The following is a 16,533-nucleotide window of genomic DNA, read 5'->3' as shown; positions in this document are numbered from 1 at the left end:
GATGGTATGGATGTTTACAATGACCAGGAGGGCGCAGCAACGCCCGCCTGGTACGTTATTCAGTGCAAAGGGGGCGAATCATTTCGCGCTGCCGAACACCTCGCCAACCAAGGTTATGAGGTGTTTCATCCTGTCCTGAAGAGCCAACGCAAGCGCCAGGGAAAGCTCACCACGGTGACCGAGCCGCTCTTCCCCTACTACCTGTTTATCTGTTTGGATCAGTTGGTCAGCAACTGGCGTCCGATTCGCTCTACTCGCGGGGTGCTACGCCTGCTGACCTTCGGTGACAGGCCCGTCGCCGTGCCCTCACAGCTTGTCGAGACCCTACGCGCTCAGCCGCACAGCAAGGAAGGGGTTCACACCTACTTCAGCGCTGGCGAGAAAGTCACCATCACCGACGGCCCCTTCAAAGACCTGGAAGCCATCTTCACCCGCCTTAAAGGCGAAGAGCGCGCCATCGTCCTGCTCAACGTGCTCAATCGGCCACAGTATTTGGAAGTACCGCTAGACACCCTAAGCAAGTCGTAGGCTGCCCCACCGCTAATAACGATGCGCTACAATGGGCCTTTATAAGCCAATTATTTTGCATGGAGGCACGGGTGGCAACCTATCGACGCGCGCATGTTCCTGGCGGCTGCTACTTTTTTACAGTCGTCACCTACGCACGACAACCCCTGTTGGCGGATCGTCTCAATATTGAAGCCCTTGGTCGTGCCTTCCGCACAGTTCGAGAAGAGCGCCCCTTCGTAATGGATGCGTTCGTACTTCTCCCCGACCACCTCCACTGCCTCTGGAGACTGCCTGAAGGCGACGCGGACTACTCCTCACGCTGGCGGGATATCAAAAAATACGCCTCACAGGAATTCTTCTTCCCGCCCGGCACCCATAACGCCTGGCAGCGCGGCTTCTGGGAACACGTCATTCGCGACGAAAACGACTGGCAACGCCATATGGATTACATCCATTACAACCCCGTCAAACACGGCTGGTCTAGAGCGCCCCGCGACTGGGAATGGTCAAGCTTTCAACAATGCGTACAAAAAGGCTGGTACACCCCCGACTGGGGCACCCAACAAGCCCCCGACGTCGCCGGCATGGATTGGGAATGATGGCGAAAACCCCGGCACCGCTCCGCGATGCATCCGCGGGTGCGCTTCGCTTACCACGCGCTACTAAATCTCGCATGCACATGAAGGTGAGGATTCCACCGGAATCGAGTGATTGTCGTAGCGCGTGGTAACGAGAAAGCGAGCTCAGCGAGCGTTTTGAGGCACCCGCGGGAGGCGTCGGGACGACGCCCAATGGCACCGAACCTTCATCGCCTACACGGGCCAAACCCGGCACCGCTTCGCGATGCATCCGCGGGTGCGCTTCGCTTACCACGCGCTACTAGATCTCGCATGCACATGAAGGTGGGGATGCCACCGGAATCGAGTGATTGTCGTAGCGCGTGGTAACGAGAAAGCGAGCTCAGCGAGCGTTTCGAGGCACCCGCGGGAGGCGTCGGGACGACGCCCAATGGCACCGAACCATCACCGCCTACACGAACCAACCCCGGCACCGCTGCGCGCTGCTTTCGCGGGTGCGCTTCGCTTACCACGCGCTACTAAATCTCGCATGCACATTGAGGTGAGGATTCCACCGGAATCGAGTGATTGCACCCGTAGCGCGTATATGGACTCCTCCTCGTCTGCAAGCACAAAAAGTCATAGCGGCACGGTCGACTGCTAGCGTATATCCGGTCTCGTAAAAGATGCCTAACGTGTGGGCATCGGACCTTAATGGGCTATTCGCACGTCGGGTACCCTCAGCGTAAACGAGCTCTATGGCTCTACGCGCTACACGGTATGGCCCGACGTCGGTTCGACCTGTTCGCCATCTCTCTTTTGGTGGTGCGGTCGGGGCGGTAGGAACACCGGTTAAAGGTTCAACATTGATGGTCGCGTCGCCTGCTTAAGCGGCGGCGGACAACTCAGGGTTATACGGGACCTCGTAACGTGTGACGGCCCACGCCATACGCGCTGTCTTATTGGCGAGAGCCACGATCGCCACGTTGCGATGTTTGCGCACGGCAAGGTGCTTGATCCACTGGCTGAGTCCGTCGTCTTTTTTCACCGCATAACGAAGGACGGCGCGGGCGCCATGTACCAGCAGCTTGCGTAAGTAACTATTGCCACGTTTACTGATCCCCAACAGGCGCTCTCGTCCGCCCGTGCTATGTTGACGCGGGGTCAGCCCTAACGAGGCGGCAAAGTCGCGTCCTCGCTTGTATATAGCGCCGTCACCCAGCACACCCGATAAGGCACTGGCGGTGATGGGGCCAATGCCGCGGAGGGTCATCAAGCGCTTGGCAACCGGGTCGGTATTGGCATGCGTTTCAATGGCGGACGTTAACTGCGCAACACGCTCGTCTAAATAACGTAAGTCATCCGCTAAGTCGGCCAATAGGCGGCGAAAGCGGTCACTGAGCCCGTTGGTGGCATCCTCCAGCCAAAGAGGCAGCGCCCGCCGTAACTGCTGAATACCGGTGGGGGCAATAAACCCATACTCACTGATGAGGCCACGGATTTGATTGGCCTTCGCTGTGCGCTGGCTAATCAGCTCTTCACGGATCCGGTGGGTGGCCTGGCTGTCCTGTTGATCAACGGTTTTTACGGCCACGAAGCGCATCGTGGGACGGCCTAATGCTTCACAAATCGCTTCAGCATCTGCCCGATCATTTTTATTCGTTTTAACGTAAGGCTTCACGAATTGGGCCGCAATGAGCTTCACATGGTAGCCACGCGCTTGAAGTTCGCGCGCCCAATAATGCGCCGCTGCACATGCTTCCATGCCGATGGTGGCGCCTTGAGGAACGCGCCGACAGACAGCCTCCAGCCACTTGGCCCGGGTATATTTACCTCGCCATTGAGGCTTCTCATGCCGGTCAACGCCATGTACGTGAAAGACAGACTTTGCGATATCCACACCAACTCGGCTAATGTTCATATGGGCTTCTCCTGACTCTCAAGCTGATAGTTTTCCAACCACCTACCAGTATGGCGCACTGACGCCGGAGTAGGGTGAGGAGGAGTCCATCCCATTGGGTAACGAGAAAGCGAGTTCAGCGAGCGTTTCGAGGCACCCGCGGGAGGCGTCGGGACGACGCCCAATGGCACCGAACCATCATCGCCTACACAGGCCAACCCCGGCACCGCTGCGCGCTGCTTCCGCGGGTGCGCTTCGCTTACCACGCGCTACTAAATCACGCATGCACTTGAAGACGGGAATTCCAAGGGGGTGTGCACGTAATCACCCCGCCGAAATTGAGTGCGTGCACAAACCGTAGCGCGTGGTAACGAAGAACGCGAGTTCAACGAGCGTTCGTAGGCACCCGCGGGAGGCGTCGGAACGACGCCCCATGGCACCGAACCATCATCGCCTACACGGGCCAAACCCGGCACCGCTTCGCGCTGCTCCCGCGGGTGCGCTTCGCTTACCACGCGCTACTAAATCTCGCAGGCATATGGAAGTGGGGATTCCATGGCCATGTGCATGTAATCACCCCGCCGAAATCGAATGAGTGCACCCGCGGATGGCGGCGGAACGACGCCCATTGGCACCCAACCAACCTTGATGTCAAAACTTAGATCGGTGGCGCCTTGGCTTAATGCCCCCACACTACAAAATAGGGGTTGAGCTTTTCGCTGGGGTTGGCGTAGCTAAGTGCAGTGCCTTCCAGGGTTTCTACCCGGCCGCCTGCTTCGAGCACTACCGCATGAGCGGCGCCGGTATCCCATAAACAGGTGGGGCCCAAGCGTGGGTAGGCATCGGCGAAACCTTCGGCAATGATGCACAACTTTAACGAACTCCCCATGGGCAGCATGGTGTGCTCACCCAACTGTTCCAACCAAGCGGCCAAATCAGGGCTGGGGTGCGAACGACTACCCACCACGCGCCACGTTACGCCCTCTTTAGGCTTGCCTGCCACGGAAATGGCCTTACGACTACCATCGGCTTCAACCTTAAACGCGCCCAGCCCCCGCGCGGCCACGTAACCAACCTCAAGCGCAGGCGCGGTCACTACGCCAAGCACCGGCTTACCGTTTTCAATCAGGGCAATATTGACGGTGAACTCACCGTTACGCTTGATGAACTCTTTGGTGCCATCCAGCGGGTCGACTAGCCAATAGCGGCCCTCAGCATCAGCACCGGAAAAGCCCTCGATGTCCTCTTCAGAAAGGATCGGGATCTGCACCGGCAGCGCCTGTAAACCGCGCATAATAACGTTGTGCGCCGCTTTATCAGCCTCTGTTAACGGGCTTTTATCTTCCTTCTCTTCCACGCTGAACTCGCGGGCGTAAACACTCATAATGGCGTCGCCAGCTTCGCGAGCTATGCCTTCAACGGCATCCAGCAGTGCTTGATCAATAAGCGCCATAATCTAATCCCTCTATAAGACTTTGTCCTTAAAGACTTAGCCCTTAAAGATTTAGTCTTTAAGACACAGCCTTTGCATAAAAAAAGCTGCCAAGCAGCGGCCAACCTCGCCACCACCTGACAGCTAGCGCATTCAAATCAACTAATCATTCCGCGTTCGCGCAAGGCTGCGATCACGGCGTCGGCCGCTGCTTCCGCGTCCATTTCGGATGTTTTCAGATGAACATCCGGCGCCTCAGGCGCTTCATAAGCGGAATCAATGCCAGTGAAGTTTTTCAGCTCTCCACGGCGGGCCTTTTTGTAGAGGCCTTTCGGATCACGCGCCTCGACGACATCCAGCGGAGCATCGACAAAAATTTCGATGAACTCACCCGCTTCCAACAGATCCCGCGCCAACTGGCGCTCGCTGCGGAAAGGCGAGATAAACGCCGACATCACAATCAGCCCGGCATCCACCATCAGCTTGGCGGTTTCCGCTACCCGGCGCACGTTTTCAACACGGTCGGCATCGGTAAAGCCTAAATCACGATTCAAGCCATGGCGCACGTTATCTCCATCCAGCAGATAAGTATGCTGTCCATGGGCAAAGAGTTTTTTCTCGACCAGGTTAGCAATGGTCGATTTACCCGCCCCGGAAAGCCCGGTAAACCACAGCACGGCGGGCTTCTGGGCTTTTGCCAACGCACGTGCCTGCTTATCGATATCCACATGCTGCATATGAATATTCTGGCTACGCCGTAAGGCAAAGTGCAGCATGCCTGCGCCAACCGTATTGTTGGTCATACGGTCGATGAGGATAAAGCCGCCGGTATCGTGGTTGTCCTTATAGGCATCAAAGGCAACGGCACGGTTAAGGCTTAGGGTACAAATACCAATACCGTTCAGATCAAGCTGCTTACTCGCCGTGTGTTCCAGGGTATTCACATTGACCTGATACTTGATATCCGTCACGGTCGCCGAAACCGTTTGGGTGCCCAGTTTCATCAAGTAAGGGCGGCCCGGCAACAGCGGCGCTTCGTGCATCCACACCAGGGTGGTTTCAAACTGATCGGCAGTGTGGGCTGGCTCATCTACGCCGGAAATCACATCGCCACGAGAAATATCAATTTCGTCTTCCAGCAACAGCGTGATGGATTGCCCGGCAACCGCCTCTTCCAGATCACCATCCAGGGTATAAATCCGCGAAACAGTGCTGGTTTTTCCAGAAGGCTGAACGCGGATTTGATCACCTGGGCGAACCACACCGCTAGCCACCATACCGGTAAAACCGCGGAAATCCAGGTTGGGCCGATTGACCCACTGCACGGGCATGCGGAAAGGAGAGCGCTGAAGGTGCTCCGCATCCAGCTCGACGGTTTCCAGGTAACCCAGCAGCGTCGTACCGTGGTACCACGGCATTTTAGCGCTGTGCTCGATGACGTTGTCGCCCTTCAGCGCCGACATGGGAATGAAGGTGATGTTCTCCAGCCCCAGCTGTTTAGCGAAAGCACGGTACTCTTCAACGATTTGATCAAAACGCGCTTTGGAGTAGTCGACCAAATCCATCTTATTAATGGCCACCACCACGTGGCGCATGCCCATTAACGACATCAAAAAGCTATGGCGGCGGGTTTGCGTCAAAATGCCGTGGCGTGCGTCGACCATCAGAATAGCCGCGTCGGCAGTAGAAGCCCCTGTGACCATATTGCGAGTGTACTGCTCGTGCCCAGGGGTATCCGCTACGATGAACTTGCGCTTTTCGGTAGAGAAGAAACGGTAGGCCACGTCAATGGTAATGCCCTGCTCGCGCTCGGCGGCCAGGCCATCCACCAGCAGCGCAAAATCCATCTCGCCGCCCTGGGTGCCGTATTTTTTCGAGTCCGCTTCAATGGCCGCCAGTTGATCTTCAAACAGCAACTTGGACTCAAACAACAGTCGGCCAATCAGGGTACTTTTGCCGTCGTCCACGCTGCCGCAAGTAATAAAGCGCAACAAGCCTTTGTGCTCATGGGCTTTCAGGTAGCCTTCGATATCGCCAGCAATCAGGTCAGATGAGTGAGACATTAAAAATACCCCTCTTGCTTCTTCTTCTCCATGGATGCCGCGCTATCGCTATCAATCACTCGGCCCTGGCGTTCCGATGTTTTGGTCAACAGCATTTCTTGAATAATGGCAGGCAAGGTATCCGCTTCTGACTCAACCGCACCGGTGAGCGGATAGCAGCCCAATGTGCGAAAACGTACTTTACGCATCATCGGCACTTCACCCGGCTCTAACGGCATGCGCTCGTCATCGACCATAATCAACGCGCCATCGCGCTCCACCACCGGCCGCTCAGCCGCATAGTACAGCGGCACAATGGGGATATTCTGCAGATAGATGTACTGCCATATATCCAGTTCGGTCCAGTTGGAGATCGGAAAGACGCGAATCGACTCTTTGCCATTCTTACGGGTGTTATAGAGCTTCCATAACTCCGGGCGCTGATTTTTAGGATCCCAGCGGTGCTGTGCGGTACGGAACGAAAAAATACGTTCCTTGGCGCGAGACTTTTCCTCATCGCGCCGGGCACCGCCAAAAGCCGCATCAAAGCCGTACTTATCCAGCGCCTGCTTCAAGCCTTCGGTCTTCATTATGTCGGTATGAATCGCCGAGCCGTGGGTAAACGGATTGATGTCCTTCTCGACACCTTCCGGGTTGATATGCACCAGCAGATCCATACCAATCTCTTCCGCCATATTGTCGCGGAATTCATACATGGCCCGGAACTTCCAGCGAGTATCAACGTGCAGCAGCGGGAACGGCGGCGGCGAAGGTGCAAAGGCTTTACGGGCCAAGTGCAGCATGACCGCCGAGTCTTTGCCAACGGAATAAAGCATTACCGGGTTTTCAGTCTCGGCAACCACTTCGCGCATGATCTGAATGCTTTCCGCTTCCAGTCGCTGTAAATGGGTGAGTGATGTCATCATCTGTCCCAACAATTGTGTGAAAAAACATAGCGTGAAAAAGTTTGCTTTCAAGTGCTAGGCTCTGTCTGAAAAGTCGGCTAGCGAAGACCAGACAAGGCAAAAATCGGCGAAAAGACGGAGTTTACGTAGTGTAAATGAGTACTTTGAGCCGATTTTTGACGCCGTATGGTCGAGCGCAGCCAGTTTTCAGACAGGGCCTAGGAAGCCAAGCCCATATCGGCAGGCACCGGCACTAACCAAAACATCGTTTGTTGCGCCAGCCAAGCCATTACTTGCGGGCTGGCTGACAACCAAGCGCCATGAAATACCAAGGCGACTGGCCTGTTGCTTTCTTCACTCTTGCCAATGAGCGCCTGCATCGCGGCCAGATAATCATCTGCCACGGGTGGGCACTTAAAACAACGCATCCACAACCGGCCACGGGGGCCGTGAAAATAGAGCTGATAAACCGGACGCTGTGGATGCGCTACCCGGCGCACACCGCCCTGCCAACGCTGGCTAGCCTCTTCTAACCTGTCAAACCGCGGCGCAACGGCCTGCCGATACCACCGGCCCCGCTGCGAGCGCTGCTTAGCCAGTGCGCTTAACGGCCAGGGTTCATGCTTCAAACCTTGGCTTTCCCACCAGTGTTCAATGCCGCGCTGGGTCAACTCAACGCCATGCTCATCGCGTAAAAAAGCCACAAGGTCAGCGCTGCTCCAGCCTGGCTGTTCAGCGGGGGGCGAGGCATAAAGCGCCTCCCACAACCGTTGTTGAATAGCGGCATCAAGCACATTGGCCTGCCCTTTTAAACGACCGCGGGGGCGTACCGGCACTGCCGCCCAGCCACCTTCACGAAACGCCTTCCAGGCCGCCGAAACGGTCGGGGAAGAAAGCCCGGTTTGTTGGCTTACCAACGCAACCGTGACCCCATCCAAGCGTAGCTTTACGGCTTGCATGCGGCGCTCATTGAGTGCTTCAGGCGATAAATGTTTAATGCTCAAAATTATCGCTAACCACCTGTATTAAATATAATTTTCAATAATTATCAGATCAAAAATTGGCAATCATTAGACACCATCATAAAAGCCTGCGTAAAATCCAGCAAGTGAACCATGAAGTTACCGCTTTTAAGGACCCACCATGACCCCCTGGGCCGTTCTGTTTTCTATCGCAATTTTATTAGCGCTGTTAATTAGCGGACGCGTAAAGCCCGCCATTGCCTTTGTCACGTTGGCCGCTATTTTTTTGCTACTAGGGTTTGTCGACACCGCTACCCTGCTTACCCAATACACCAACCCGGCGCTCGCCACACTATTACTCTTACTGCTGGTATCGCTGGCGCTTGAACGTTCGCCGCTGCTGGACTGGCTTTCGCGCCACTTATTAAAGGGCCACCCGCGGCTTGCTACCGCACGCTTAATGGGTAGTACGGCGGTACTTTCCGCTTTTTTGAATAACACGGCCGTGGTAGCTGCATTTCTCGGCGCTATTTCGCGTCAGCAGCGTATCGCGCCATCCCGGTTATTAATCCCGCTCTCTTACGCCTCCATCTTGGGCGGTATTACTACGCTAGTGGGCACTTCCACCAACCTGGTGGTGAACTCGTTTAACTTGAGCGCCAGTGGCAGCGAGTTGGGCATGTTCCAATTCAGCCTGGTGGGCATCCCTGTGGCGCTGGTGACTCTGTGCGTTCTAATGTGGCGCGCCAATGCCCTGCCACACCACCAACTGGAAAACACCAATGAAAAGCTCTCCTACTTTTTAGCGGCAGACCTAGAGTCCGACTCGCCCATGATCGGCAAAACCATCGAAGAGAACGGCCTGCGTAGCTTGGAGGGGCTCTACTTACTGGAAATAGAGCGCCACGGACGGCTAATTAGCCCCGTGGCACCGGACGAACAACTCCTGGCCAATGACACGCTGGTGTTCACGGGAGAAGTCGGCAAGGTGCAAGCACTGCAGCGTTTTCCAGGGCTGCAGCTATTTGGCCATCAGGCCGACAACCTGTTAGCGACGAATTTGGTAGAGGTGGTGATTTCCCACGAATCCGAGCTTTCAGGTAAAACCCTGCAGGATGTGGATTTTCGCAGCATGTTTAGTGCGGGAGTGGTGGGTATACGGCGGGGAGAAAAACGTTTGGAGGGGCAGTTGGGGAAAATTCCACTTCGCGTGGGGGACTGCTTGCTGTTAGCGGTAAGCGCTGATTTCCGGCAACACCGCAACCTAGACCGCAACTTTCACTTACTCAGCGGCAGTTTCACCAGGCCGCAATTGAGTAACAGAGAGAGCCTATTCACCGTGGGCGGCTTTGCAGCGGTGATTGCCTTGGCTACCGCTAATCTGCTGCCACTGTTCCACGGGCTGCTGATACTGCTGGGCGGGCTACTGCTGATGAAAGTGATCAGCCTGGCGGAACTGCGCCGCCGTTTCCCGTTTGAGCTATGGCTGATTATTGGGTCGGCGTTGGCGATTGCCCAAGCGCTGGAAAACTCAGGCGCGGCGGGCTTGTTAGCCAGCGGTATGCAGGGGCTGTTCAGCGGCTACGGTATCTATGCCGCATTTGTGGGTTGTTATCTACTAACGCTGCTACTCACAGAAACCGTGACCAACAACGCCGCTGCCGCGCTGGCCTTTCCGGTGGCCTGGAGCACCGCCCACGCCTTTGGTGCCGACCCACTGCCGTTTGTGATGGCCGTAGCGTACGGCGCCAGCGCCTGCTTTCTAATCCCGTTTGGTTACCAAACTCACCTAATGGTGTATTCACCCGGCCGCTACCGCATCACGGACTTCCTGAAGATCGGTTTGCCGGTTAGCGTCACCTACTCAGCGGCGGTATTGCTGATTACGCCGTGGGTGTTTCCGTTTTGAGATTTGGGTGAATCGTGAATCGTGAATCGTGAATCGTGAATCGTGAATCGTGAATCGTGAATCGTGAATCGTGAATCGTGAATCGTGAATCGTGAATCGTGAATCGTGAATCGTGAATCGTGAATCGTCAGGAGTATAGGTCTTGTAACGCGCGGTAGCGAGCGTTCGAAGGCACCCGCGGGAGGCGTCGAGACGACGCCCTGTGGCACCCAAAATATTGCCTGCACGAGCCAAACCCCGGCACCGCTGCGCGATGCTTTCGCGGGTGCGCTTCGCTTACCACGCGCTACTAAATCTCGCAGACACATGAAGGCCGGGATTCCAAGGGCGCGTGCACGTTATGCACATGGCCGTGGCACGTAATCACGCCACCGAAATCGAGTGAGTGCCCCCGTAGCGCGTGGTAACGAGAAAGCGAGTTCAGCGAGCGTTTTGAGGCACCCGCGGGAGGCGTCGGAACGACGCCCAGCGGCACAAAGCCCAACCACCACCGCGGGTCTCTACCCTTTCAACACCCCTGCCAATAACGCCTTGGCATTTTCGATCAGTTCATCCAGATGCTGGGCGCCTTTGAAACTCTCGGCATACACCTTATAAAGCGATTCAGTGCCACTTGGCCGAGCAGCAAACCAACCGTTGTCGGTGGTGACTTTAATGCCTCCGATAGCGGCAGCATTGCCGGGCGCCGCGACCAGCACAGCGGTGATTTCATCGCCTGCCAGGGTTTTCTCGGTGACGCTCTCAGCGCTCAGGTTTTTAAACGCCGCCTTCTCTTCAGGTGAACAAGCGGTATCCACGCGCTTATAGAAAGGCTCGCCGAAGCGCTCGGTGAGCGTGCGGTAATATTCGCTGGGTGTTTTTCCGGTCACTGCCATAATTTCAGCCGCCAGCAAACACAGCACAATGCCATCTTTATCGGTGGACCACGCCTTACCGTCGCGGGTCAGCAAGCTGGCGCCGGCGCTCTCTTCACCGCCAAAGGCCAACCAGCCTTCATGCAGGCCATCGACAAACCACTTAAAGCCCACCGGCACTTCATAAAGCTCGCGTTGATGTGAGGCGACGACCCGGTCAATCATGGAAGACGACACTAGCGTTTTACCCACTTTTAGCGAAGCGGCCCACTCCGGGCGGTGGGTCATCAGGTAATCAATGCACACCGCTAAAAAATGGTTCGGGTTCATTAGGCCGTTGGCATCAACAATGCCGTGGCGGTCGGCATCTGGGTCGTTGCCAAAGGCAATATCGAAGCGGTCTTTAATTTCCAACAGGTTAGCCATTGCGGCGGCGCTAGAGCAATCCATGCGGATTTTGCCGTCGTGATCCGGTGGCATAAACGCAAATTCAGGATCAACTGCGGTGTTTACCACATCCAGGTTCAAGCTATAGTGCGCCGCGACCGCCTGCCATACCGGCAGCGCGGTACCTCCCATTGGATCAGCACCCAACCTCTGGTTCGCCTTCTGAATAGCGGCAATATCAATCACGTCGCCCAGCTGAGACACGTAATGCGCCGTGTAATCGTACTCTTGTGCATGGGCAATCGCCTCTTCAACCGGAACAAGAGGCACGTCTTCTAATTGCCGCAGCAGGTAAGCATTTGCACGCAACTCAATCCAACCGGTAGCGTCGGTATCCGCTGGGCCGCCATGATGCGGGTTGTATTTAATGCCGCCGTCTTCGGGAGGATTATGCGAAGGAGTAATGATTAAACCATCTGCCAGTGCCGCACCAGGCGCAGCCTGACCTTCAGGGCAATTGTGCTGCAAAATAGCGTGGCTGATGAGCGGCGTAGCGGTGAAGCCGTGATCTTTCTCGACAAATACCGGCACCTTGTTGGCAGCCAACACCTGCAGTGCACACTCCCAGGCAGGGCGAGAAAGCGCATGGGTATCAAAACCTAAAAACAGCGGGCCTTTATAGCCCGCTTCAAGGCGGTAATCGACAACCGCCTGGGTAATAGCGAAGATATGAGATGCATTGAAAGTGCGCTCGGTCGCTCTACCGCGATGGCCAGATGTACCAAACGAAACCCGCTCGCCAACAACATTGGCATTAGGCTGTTCTTGATAAAAAGCGTTAACAATAGACTCCATGGTTCCCTCTCCCTGCTCATATTACTGCGACAAAGCATCGCTGCGTTGTAGCCAGAACTGCACGGCGGCCTCTACGCCACCTACCTTTTTTGCATCAATAGCAGCTTGTTTAGCCATCCGTGCAGCGGCTTCGGGGTTTTCTAATAAGTGCTCTAAAGCGCTTCGCCATTCGATGGGCGTATCATTAACAAGCAAACCGTTTTCACCATGATGCACCACCTCAGTATAGGGGTAGCGATTTGAATAAATGCCCACCCCCCCCATGGCGGTAATATCCAAAAACTTTATCAATGATTTGCCACGATTGAACGGGCTTTCTAACAGCGGGGCCAAACCTATATGGCAGTGGTGCTCTCGCTGATAAACCTTAAACGTCTCCCAGGGTAAAGGAGAAGGCGCATTTACGCGAGGCAGTGCAACGAGGCTTTCTGGCGTGTGTGGCCCCAGCATAATCTCCACCTGGGTATCCATACGCTGAGACTGAATTTGCTGGATGGCAGGAGCAATGTGCACGAGATCTGTTAAATGCGCTCGCGTGCCGTAAAAGCCGATTCTCCAGTTAACGGCGGCAGTTGGTGGTAGTGAGAAATGCTCAAGTGAAGGTAGCGGAGCAATAAGAGGCGGCGTAAGCACTTGAACATTGTCGTGCTCGCTAAAAAAGCAGCGGGCCAGTTGCTCACTAGAAGCCACCACTTCATCAACCAGCGCCAGCAGCCGAGGCTGGTATGTAGCAATACGCGCCATTCGCTTACGGTAGGCGGCGGGCAACGCGGAGTCATTGGCAGCCGCCGTAATATCATCATCAATCAAATAAGCGATATAGCCAAAGGCGTTACGATGGCATTCCAACCACCGCAGCCAACCCAGCGGCAGCGAGCGGCAAAGCAGCAGGTTGGCGCCTGCATAGCGTTTAAGCAGAGCACGACCATGCAACCGGCTAGCCCCAAAGGAGCGTGAAACAGCTACCCGCTCAACCGCGATTCCCTGCAGGCGTAATTCAGACGCAGCAGACGCCAAGAAATAAATATCCTCGGTAGGCCGCGCCCCATCGCTAAGAACAACCCACCCAACGTGGCTACTCACAATACATCCCTTTTAACGATGGTTCTGCTCCTTGCTTCAAAAGCTTTATCAGTGCCGCTGCGCGATGCTTTCACTCCGGGTCGCGGTTGCGCTTCGCTCACCACGCGCTACGAAAACCACGAAATCAGGTGCGTGCACATACCGTAGCGCGTGGTAACGAGTCTGCGAGGAACGAGCAAACGAGGCACCCGCGAATGGCGTCGGAACGACGCCCCGTGGCACGGAACCAACTCCACCTGCACAAACCAGCCCAGACACCGCTGCGCGCAGTGGCAGGATTATTGGCTTGTATCAGAGCGCAGTTTGACCTGTTGATATAACGTGTAGATACGGGCGCGCAGCAAGGCGGCTTCTTCCGAACGCATAAAGTGAGCGACGTCCAAACACTGGAACAGATAGGTGAACACCAGGGTACCCAACTGTTGATCCACTCTTTTTACAGCCAACGGTTCTACTTCACCCCAGGGTAGCCCCCGCAACAAAAGCGCAGCATCAAATCCTAACGGCAAATACGCCCATCGATCCCAGTCGACAAGCGCTACCTGCCGACGCTGAGTATCAATGAGCACGTTATTACGATGCAGATCCCCATGTGACAAGACACGTGGCAAGCGTGCGGTAACCCGCATCAAAAAGATAAAAAAGGACAATTCAAGCTTACTACCCCCACCTCGTAATGCCTGAAAGAACACCGATGGGAATAATCTATGCAATAAGCTTTTAAAACGACTGGAACGGCGCTTTAAAGCGCTGCGCCTTGCTTCACCAGCTTGCTGAAGCGTAAGAAGTTGCGCCATGACTAAGGGCACCCAAGATTCCCAACCGCTGCCCATCTTATCCAGTGTAGTGCCTGGCTGAAAAGCAAATATCTGTATCACATGCTTGTCTTGAGAGATCGCGTCCAATAAAGGCGGCGCGGCTATCCGGCTAGGCGTTATCACTTTGTCATAAAGCTGCTTCACGTTTGAATGAGCCGTCGGCTCCACATCAAAACGCGCCATGACAGGCGCCTGGTTAGCAACGTTAAGCACAGCGCCAGCCATTTGTCGCTCAGCAGACAATCCAAACAATGGTTTAAATCGCTCTACCGACAGCTGATCAGGAAGCCTAGCAAGTGCTTTGTACTCTGCGTGGTGATGGGAAATAGCCATAGGTAACCAATCGCTTTGCTCGGGGTGCTTATAGAGCCATGGGCTATTCCGCAATGACACGCCTTTGTCCGTTACAATCCTGACGATATCCCCATGCTCCAGCGCCAACTGGCCACGAAACCCCACATTGCCGCTCAACGAATGCCCTGCCTTTTTCACATCCGCTCGTTGGCGGTCACAAAACAGTCGGCAGCGTTCTCGGCCATTTACCAAAACAGTCACGTAAGGCGCTAGGCTCCAACCACTAATTACCCCCTCACTCACCCGATCTATAAAACCAGATACAGTTGGTTTTTTTATTACTTTCAACATAAACGTATTATTTCAATATCCGGTAAAGATTGTTCTCGGGTGTAGCCCGGTTTCTGATAACCCCCCACTGCATGGTCACCTTCAGTTTTGTACCTAGATATTCAAGCGTTTATCGCAACGAAAAATCTTCATGTACAAGCGTAAGGTTGGGGTTGTAAGCAGGGTCGCAATCTAATCGATTGGCCCAGGTAGCGCTCATATGCGTCACTTATTTGGATACACGCGAACGCTTCTTCGAATCATGATCCGCACCACGGGCAATGGACTCGTGGGGATAAAGCTCCGCATCTTATTTTGATTCAGACCCTTTACTATAAATCATGTTTTCTATGCGATCCTTGATCTTTATAATACCTTTCCCACTTGGACGCTTTTCATTCGCCAAATTAATTATAAGCAAGGCATCGTCATAGTAACCTAATCTCTCAAGCATTAATGCGATTTCACGCAAGTAATCAGCACTTTCACTTTCAGAGCTAGCTAACGTTTTCAGGACCCCGCCAGGCAAAACATTTTTCAAGGATGAGGGTTCATTAAAATCAATATTTAAATAATCTAGAAGTTTCAAAAAGGCATATTCATCTCTACCTTTGTCTCGTTGTCTTTCAGCTTCGTCAACTATTGCTGCAAAAACCTTAGGTATTTCATCTCGCAAGGTTTTAAGAGGACGCAGAAGATCAATACTGTCTTGACCTATACCCCTCGAAGCAGAAGGCATGGTCGTTGTCTCAGCTAATTCAGGAAAGCGTTGTTTCACTTCTGACATCTGGTGAGAAAGACGACTTGAAAGCTCATCCATTAATGGCTTAGGGATATCAGCAATTTCGTAGGGACGTTCATCCAGTGCTCTATCGGAATAACCTTGCAAACACCAATCAACATTATGGGAAAATGATTCAGGTAAATCAACAAGCACCGTATTTAGCAAACGCTTCACTTCAAGCGCTGATTGTACGTAGCTACGATTAGTAACTTTAACATCACCTACCATACGTTTAGCGCTTCTTTCGTCTATACCCAGCATTCTTAAAAAAGTCACCTCTAATGGCTTACTTTTATCAGGTGCCTGGTAAGGAAGGAAAGAACAGTTTTCATCACCAAACTCATCAGCCCAGTGACAAAAGGGAATACCCACCAAATGAGGCATTGGCTGATTTAACATCTCCGGTATAACTTGATTAAGCCGTTTAGTCATCATATGCCGCTTAATGCCTTGATTATGATTCCCAAGCAAATAATCGAGTGGATGACGCAAAAAACCAACAATCTTAACGTTTAGTCCATGGCATAAGCTAGCCATATTTTTATGCTGACCATAAAAAGCCTCCGCCGAGAGCAGGAGTGTAAGGTTTTTACTTTTAGCAGTTTCTAAAAAATCATCAAAACGTTCTTTTGCAAATTCATAGTTATTCTGAATTAACGCCCCAGCGATCTGAGTATGACCACCAGAAACACCATTTTTATCCAGCGGATGGTCAGGATAGTAAAAACCTAACGACTTTAAATTCTTATGGTTCTCAGTGCAAAAACGTTGCAGCGCTGAAGAGCCCGTTTTAGGTGCACCAACATGAAGAATAACATCATAACACCTAAAATCGTCATCTTTACTAACTAAGCGAGAAATACTTTTTTTAATCATCACATACTCACACTATTAAAAAATTGACATAAACA

12 protein-coding genes are annotated in these 16,533 nt (G+C 53.8%); 3 read left to right on the top strand and 9 right to left on the bottom strand.

Annotated elements, in window-relative coordinates; translation table 11 throughout:
• Nucleotides 1-6 precede the first annotated feature (6 nt).
• Complete coding sequence (rfaH, locus tag RO22_RS07470; RefSeq protein ID WP_009288305.1) at nucleotides 7-528, top strand: transcription/translation regulatory transformer protein RfaH; 522 nt, start codon at nucleotides 7-9, stop codon at nucleotides 526-528.
• A 71-nt stretch (nucleotides 529-599) separates the two neighbouring features.
• Nucleotides 600-1,109, top strand: a complete 510-nt coding sequence (locus tag RO22_RS07465) for an REP-associated tyrosine transposase (RefSeq protein ID WP_027958980.1) — start codon at nucleotides 600-602, stop codon at nucleotides 1,107-1,109.
• A gap of 844 nt (nucleotides 1,110-1,953) precedes the next feature.
• Here the strand turns inward: RO22_RS07465 and RO22_RS07460 are convergent.
• From RO22_RS07460 to RO22_RS23830, 5 genes are all read right to left on the bottom strand, one after another.
• The gene (locus RO22_RS07460; protein WP_041157957.1) at nucleotides 1,954-2,988 is read right to left on the bottom strand and encodes an IS110 family transposase; all 1,035 of its coding nucleotides are present in this window, start codon (nucleotides 2,986-2,988) and stop codon (nucleotides 1,954-1,956) included.
• A 658-nt stretch (nucleotides 2,989-3,646) separates the two neighbouring features.
• Nucleotides 3,647-4,420 (bottom strand): 3'(2'),5'-bisphosphate nucleotidase CysQ, encoded by a 774-nt coding sequence (gene cysQ / locus RO22_RS07455; protein ID WP_027958950.1) that lies wholly within the window; start codon nucleotides 4,418-4,420, stop codon nucleotides 3,647-3,649.
• A gap of 137 nt (nucleotides 4,421-4,557) precedes the next feature.
• The gene (cysN, locus tag RO22_RS07450; protein WP_027958949.1) at nucleotides 4,558-6,462 is read right to left on the bottom strand and encodes a sulfate adenylyltransferase subunit CysN; all 1,905 of its coding nucleotides are present in this window, start codon (nucleotides 6,460-6,462) and stop codon (nucleotides 4,558-4,560) included.
• On the bottom strand, nucleotides 6,462-7,364 hold the full coding sequence (gene cysD, locus RO22_RS07445) for a sulfate adenylyltransferase subunit CysD (RefSeq protein WP_027958948.1): 903 nt from the start codon (nucleotides 7,362-7,364) through the stop codon (nucleotides 6,462-6,464). The genes cysN and cysD overlap by 1 nt, the downstream gene beginning before the upstream one ends.
• A 200-nt stretch (nucleotides 7,365-7,564) precedes the next feature.
• Complete coding sequence (locus RO22_RS23830) at nucleotides 7,565-8,305, bottom strand: helix-turn-helix domain-containing protein (RefSeq protein WP_027958947.1); 741 nt, start codon at nucleotides 8,303-8,305, stop codon at nucleotides 7,565-7,567.
• Nucleotides 8,306-8,489: 184 nt separating this feature from the next.
• Here RO22_RS23830 and RO22_RS07435 point away from each other — a divergent pair, with 184 nt between their 5' ends.
• Nucleotides 8,490-10,217, top strand: a complete 1,728-nt coding sequence (locus RO22_RS07435) for an SLC13 family permease (protein ID WP_027958946.1) — start codon at nucleotides 8,490-8,492, stop codon at nucleotides 10,215-10,217.
• A 500-nt stretch (nucleotides 10,218-10,717) separates the two neighbouring features.
• On the opposite strand, the gene pgm is transcribed toward RO22_RS07435, so the two are convergent.
• The 4 genes from pgm to RO22_RS07415 all read right to left on the bottom strand — a co-directional run bounded on the left by pgm (nucleotide 10,718) and on the right by RO22_RS07415 (nucleotide 16,498).
• Nucleotides 10,718-12,313 carry a phosphoglucomutase (alpha-D-glucose-1,6-bisphosphate-dependent) gene (pgm, locus tag RO22_RS07430; protein WP_041157956.1) on the bottom strand — a complete coding sequence of 532 codons (1,596 nt, stop codon included), beginning with the start codon at nucleotides 12,311-12,313 and terminating at the stop codon, nucleotides 10,718-10,720.
• Between the two features lie 21 nt (nucleotides 12,314-12,334).
• Nucleotides 12,335-13,396, bottom strand: a complete 1,062-nt coding sequence (locus tag RO22_RS07425; RefSeq protein ID WP_041157955.1) for a glycosyltransferase — start codon at nucleotides 13,394-13,396, stop codon at nucleotides 12,335-12,337.
• A gap of 278 nt (nucleotides 13,397-13,674) precedes the next feature.
• On the bottom strand, nucleotides 13,675-14,859 hold the full coding sequence (locus RO22_RS07420; RefSeq protein ID WP_084625278.1) for an aminoglycoside phosphotransferase family protein: 1,185 nt from the start codon (nucleotides 14,857-14,859) through the stop codon (nucleotides 13,675-13,677).
• Between the two features lie 289 nt (nucleotides 14,860-15,148).
• On the bottom strand, nucleotides 15,149-16,498 hold the full coding sequence (locus RO22_RS07415) for a hypothetical protein (protein WP_041157953.1): 1,350 nt from the start codon (nucleotides 16,496-16,498) through the stop codon (nucleotides 15,149-15,151).
• Nucleotides 16,499-16,533: the final 35 nt, after the last annotated feature.

The organism is Halomonas sp. KHS3, from assembly GCF_000830495.1.
GTDB lineage: Bacteria > Pseudomonadota > Gammaproteobacteria > Pseudomonadales > Halomonadaceae > Vreelandella > Vreelandella titanicae.
The sequence above is the reverse complement of the archived record's forward strand: the minus strand, read 5'-3'. Positions and strand labels throughout refer to the sequence as shown.

What these genes read in the sequence shown, in the direction of transcription:
- RO22_RS23830 (WP_027958947.1), bottom strand. Translation starts at nt 8,305, where the DNA reads ATGCAAGCCGTAAAGCTACGCTTGGATGGGGTCACGGTTGCGTTGGTA.
- cysN (WP_027958949.1), bottom strand. Translation starts at nt 6,462, where the DNA reads ATGTCTCACTCATCTGACCTGATTGCTGGCGATATCGAAGGCTACCTG.
- rfaH (WP_009288305.1), top strand. Translation starts at nt 7, where the DNA reads ATGGATGTTTACAATGACCAGGAGGGCGCAGCAACGCCCGCCTGGTAC.
- RO22_RS07435 (WP_027958946.1), top strand. Translation starts at nt 8,490, where the DNA reads ATGACCCCCTGGGCCGTTCTGTTTTCTATCGCAATTTTATTAGCGCTG.
- RO22_RS07415 (WP_041157953.1), bottom strand. Translation starts at nt 16,498, where the DNA reads ATGATTAAAAAAAGTATTTCTCGCTTAGTTAGTAAAGATGACGATTTT.
- RO22_RS07460 (WP_041157957.1), bottom strand. Translation starts at nt 2,988, where the DNA reads ATGAACATTAGCCGAGTTGGTGTGGATATCGCAAAGTCTGTCTTTCAC.
- cysD (WP_027958948.1), bottom strand. Translation starts at nt 7,364, where the DNA reads ATGACATCACTCACCCATTTACAGCGACTGGAAGCGGAAAGCATTCAG.
- RO22_RS07420 (WP_084625278.1), bottom strand. Translation starts at nt 14,859, where the DNA reads ATGTTGAAAGTAATAAAAAAACCAACTGTATCTGGTTTTATAGATCGG.
- pgm (WP_041157956.1), bottom strand. Translation starts at nt 12,313, where the DNA reads ATGGAGTCTATTGTTAACGCTTTTTATCAAGAACAGCCTAATGCCAAT.
- cysQ (WP_027958950.1), bottom strand. Translation starts at nt 4,420, where the DNA reads ATGGCGCTTATTGATCAAGCACTGCTGGATGCCGTTGAAGGCATAGCT.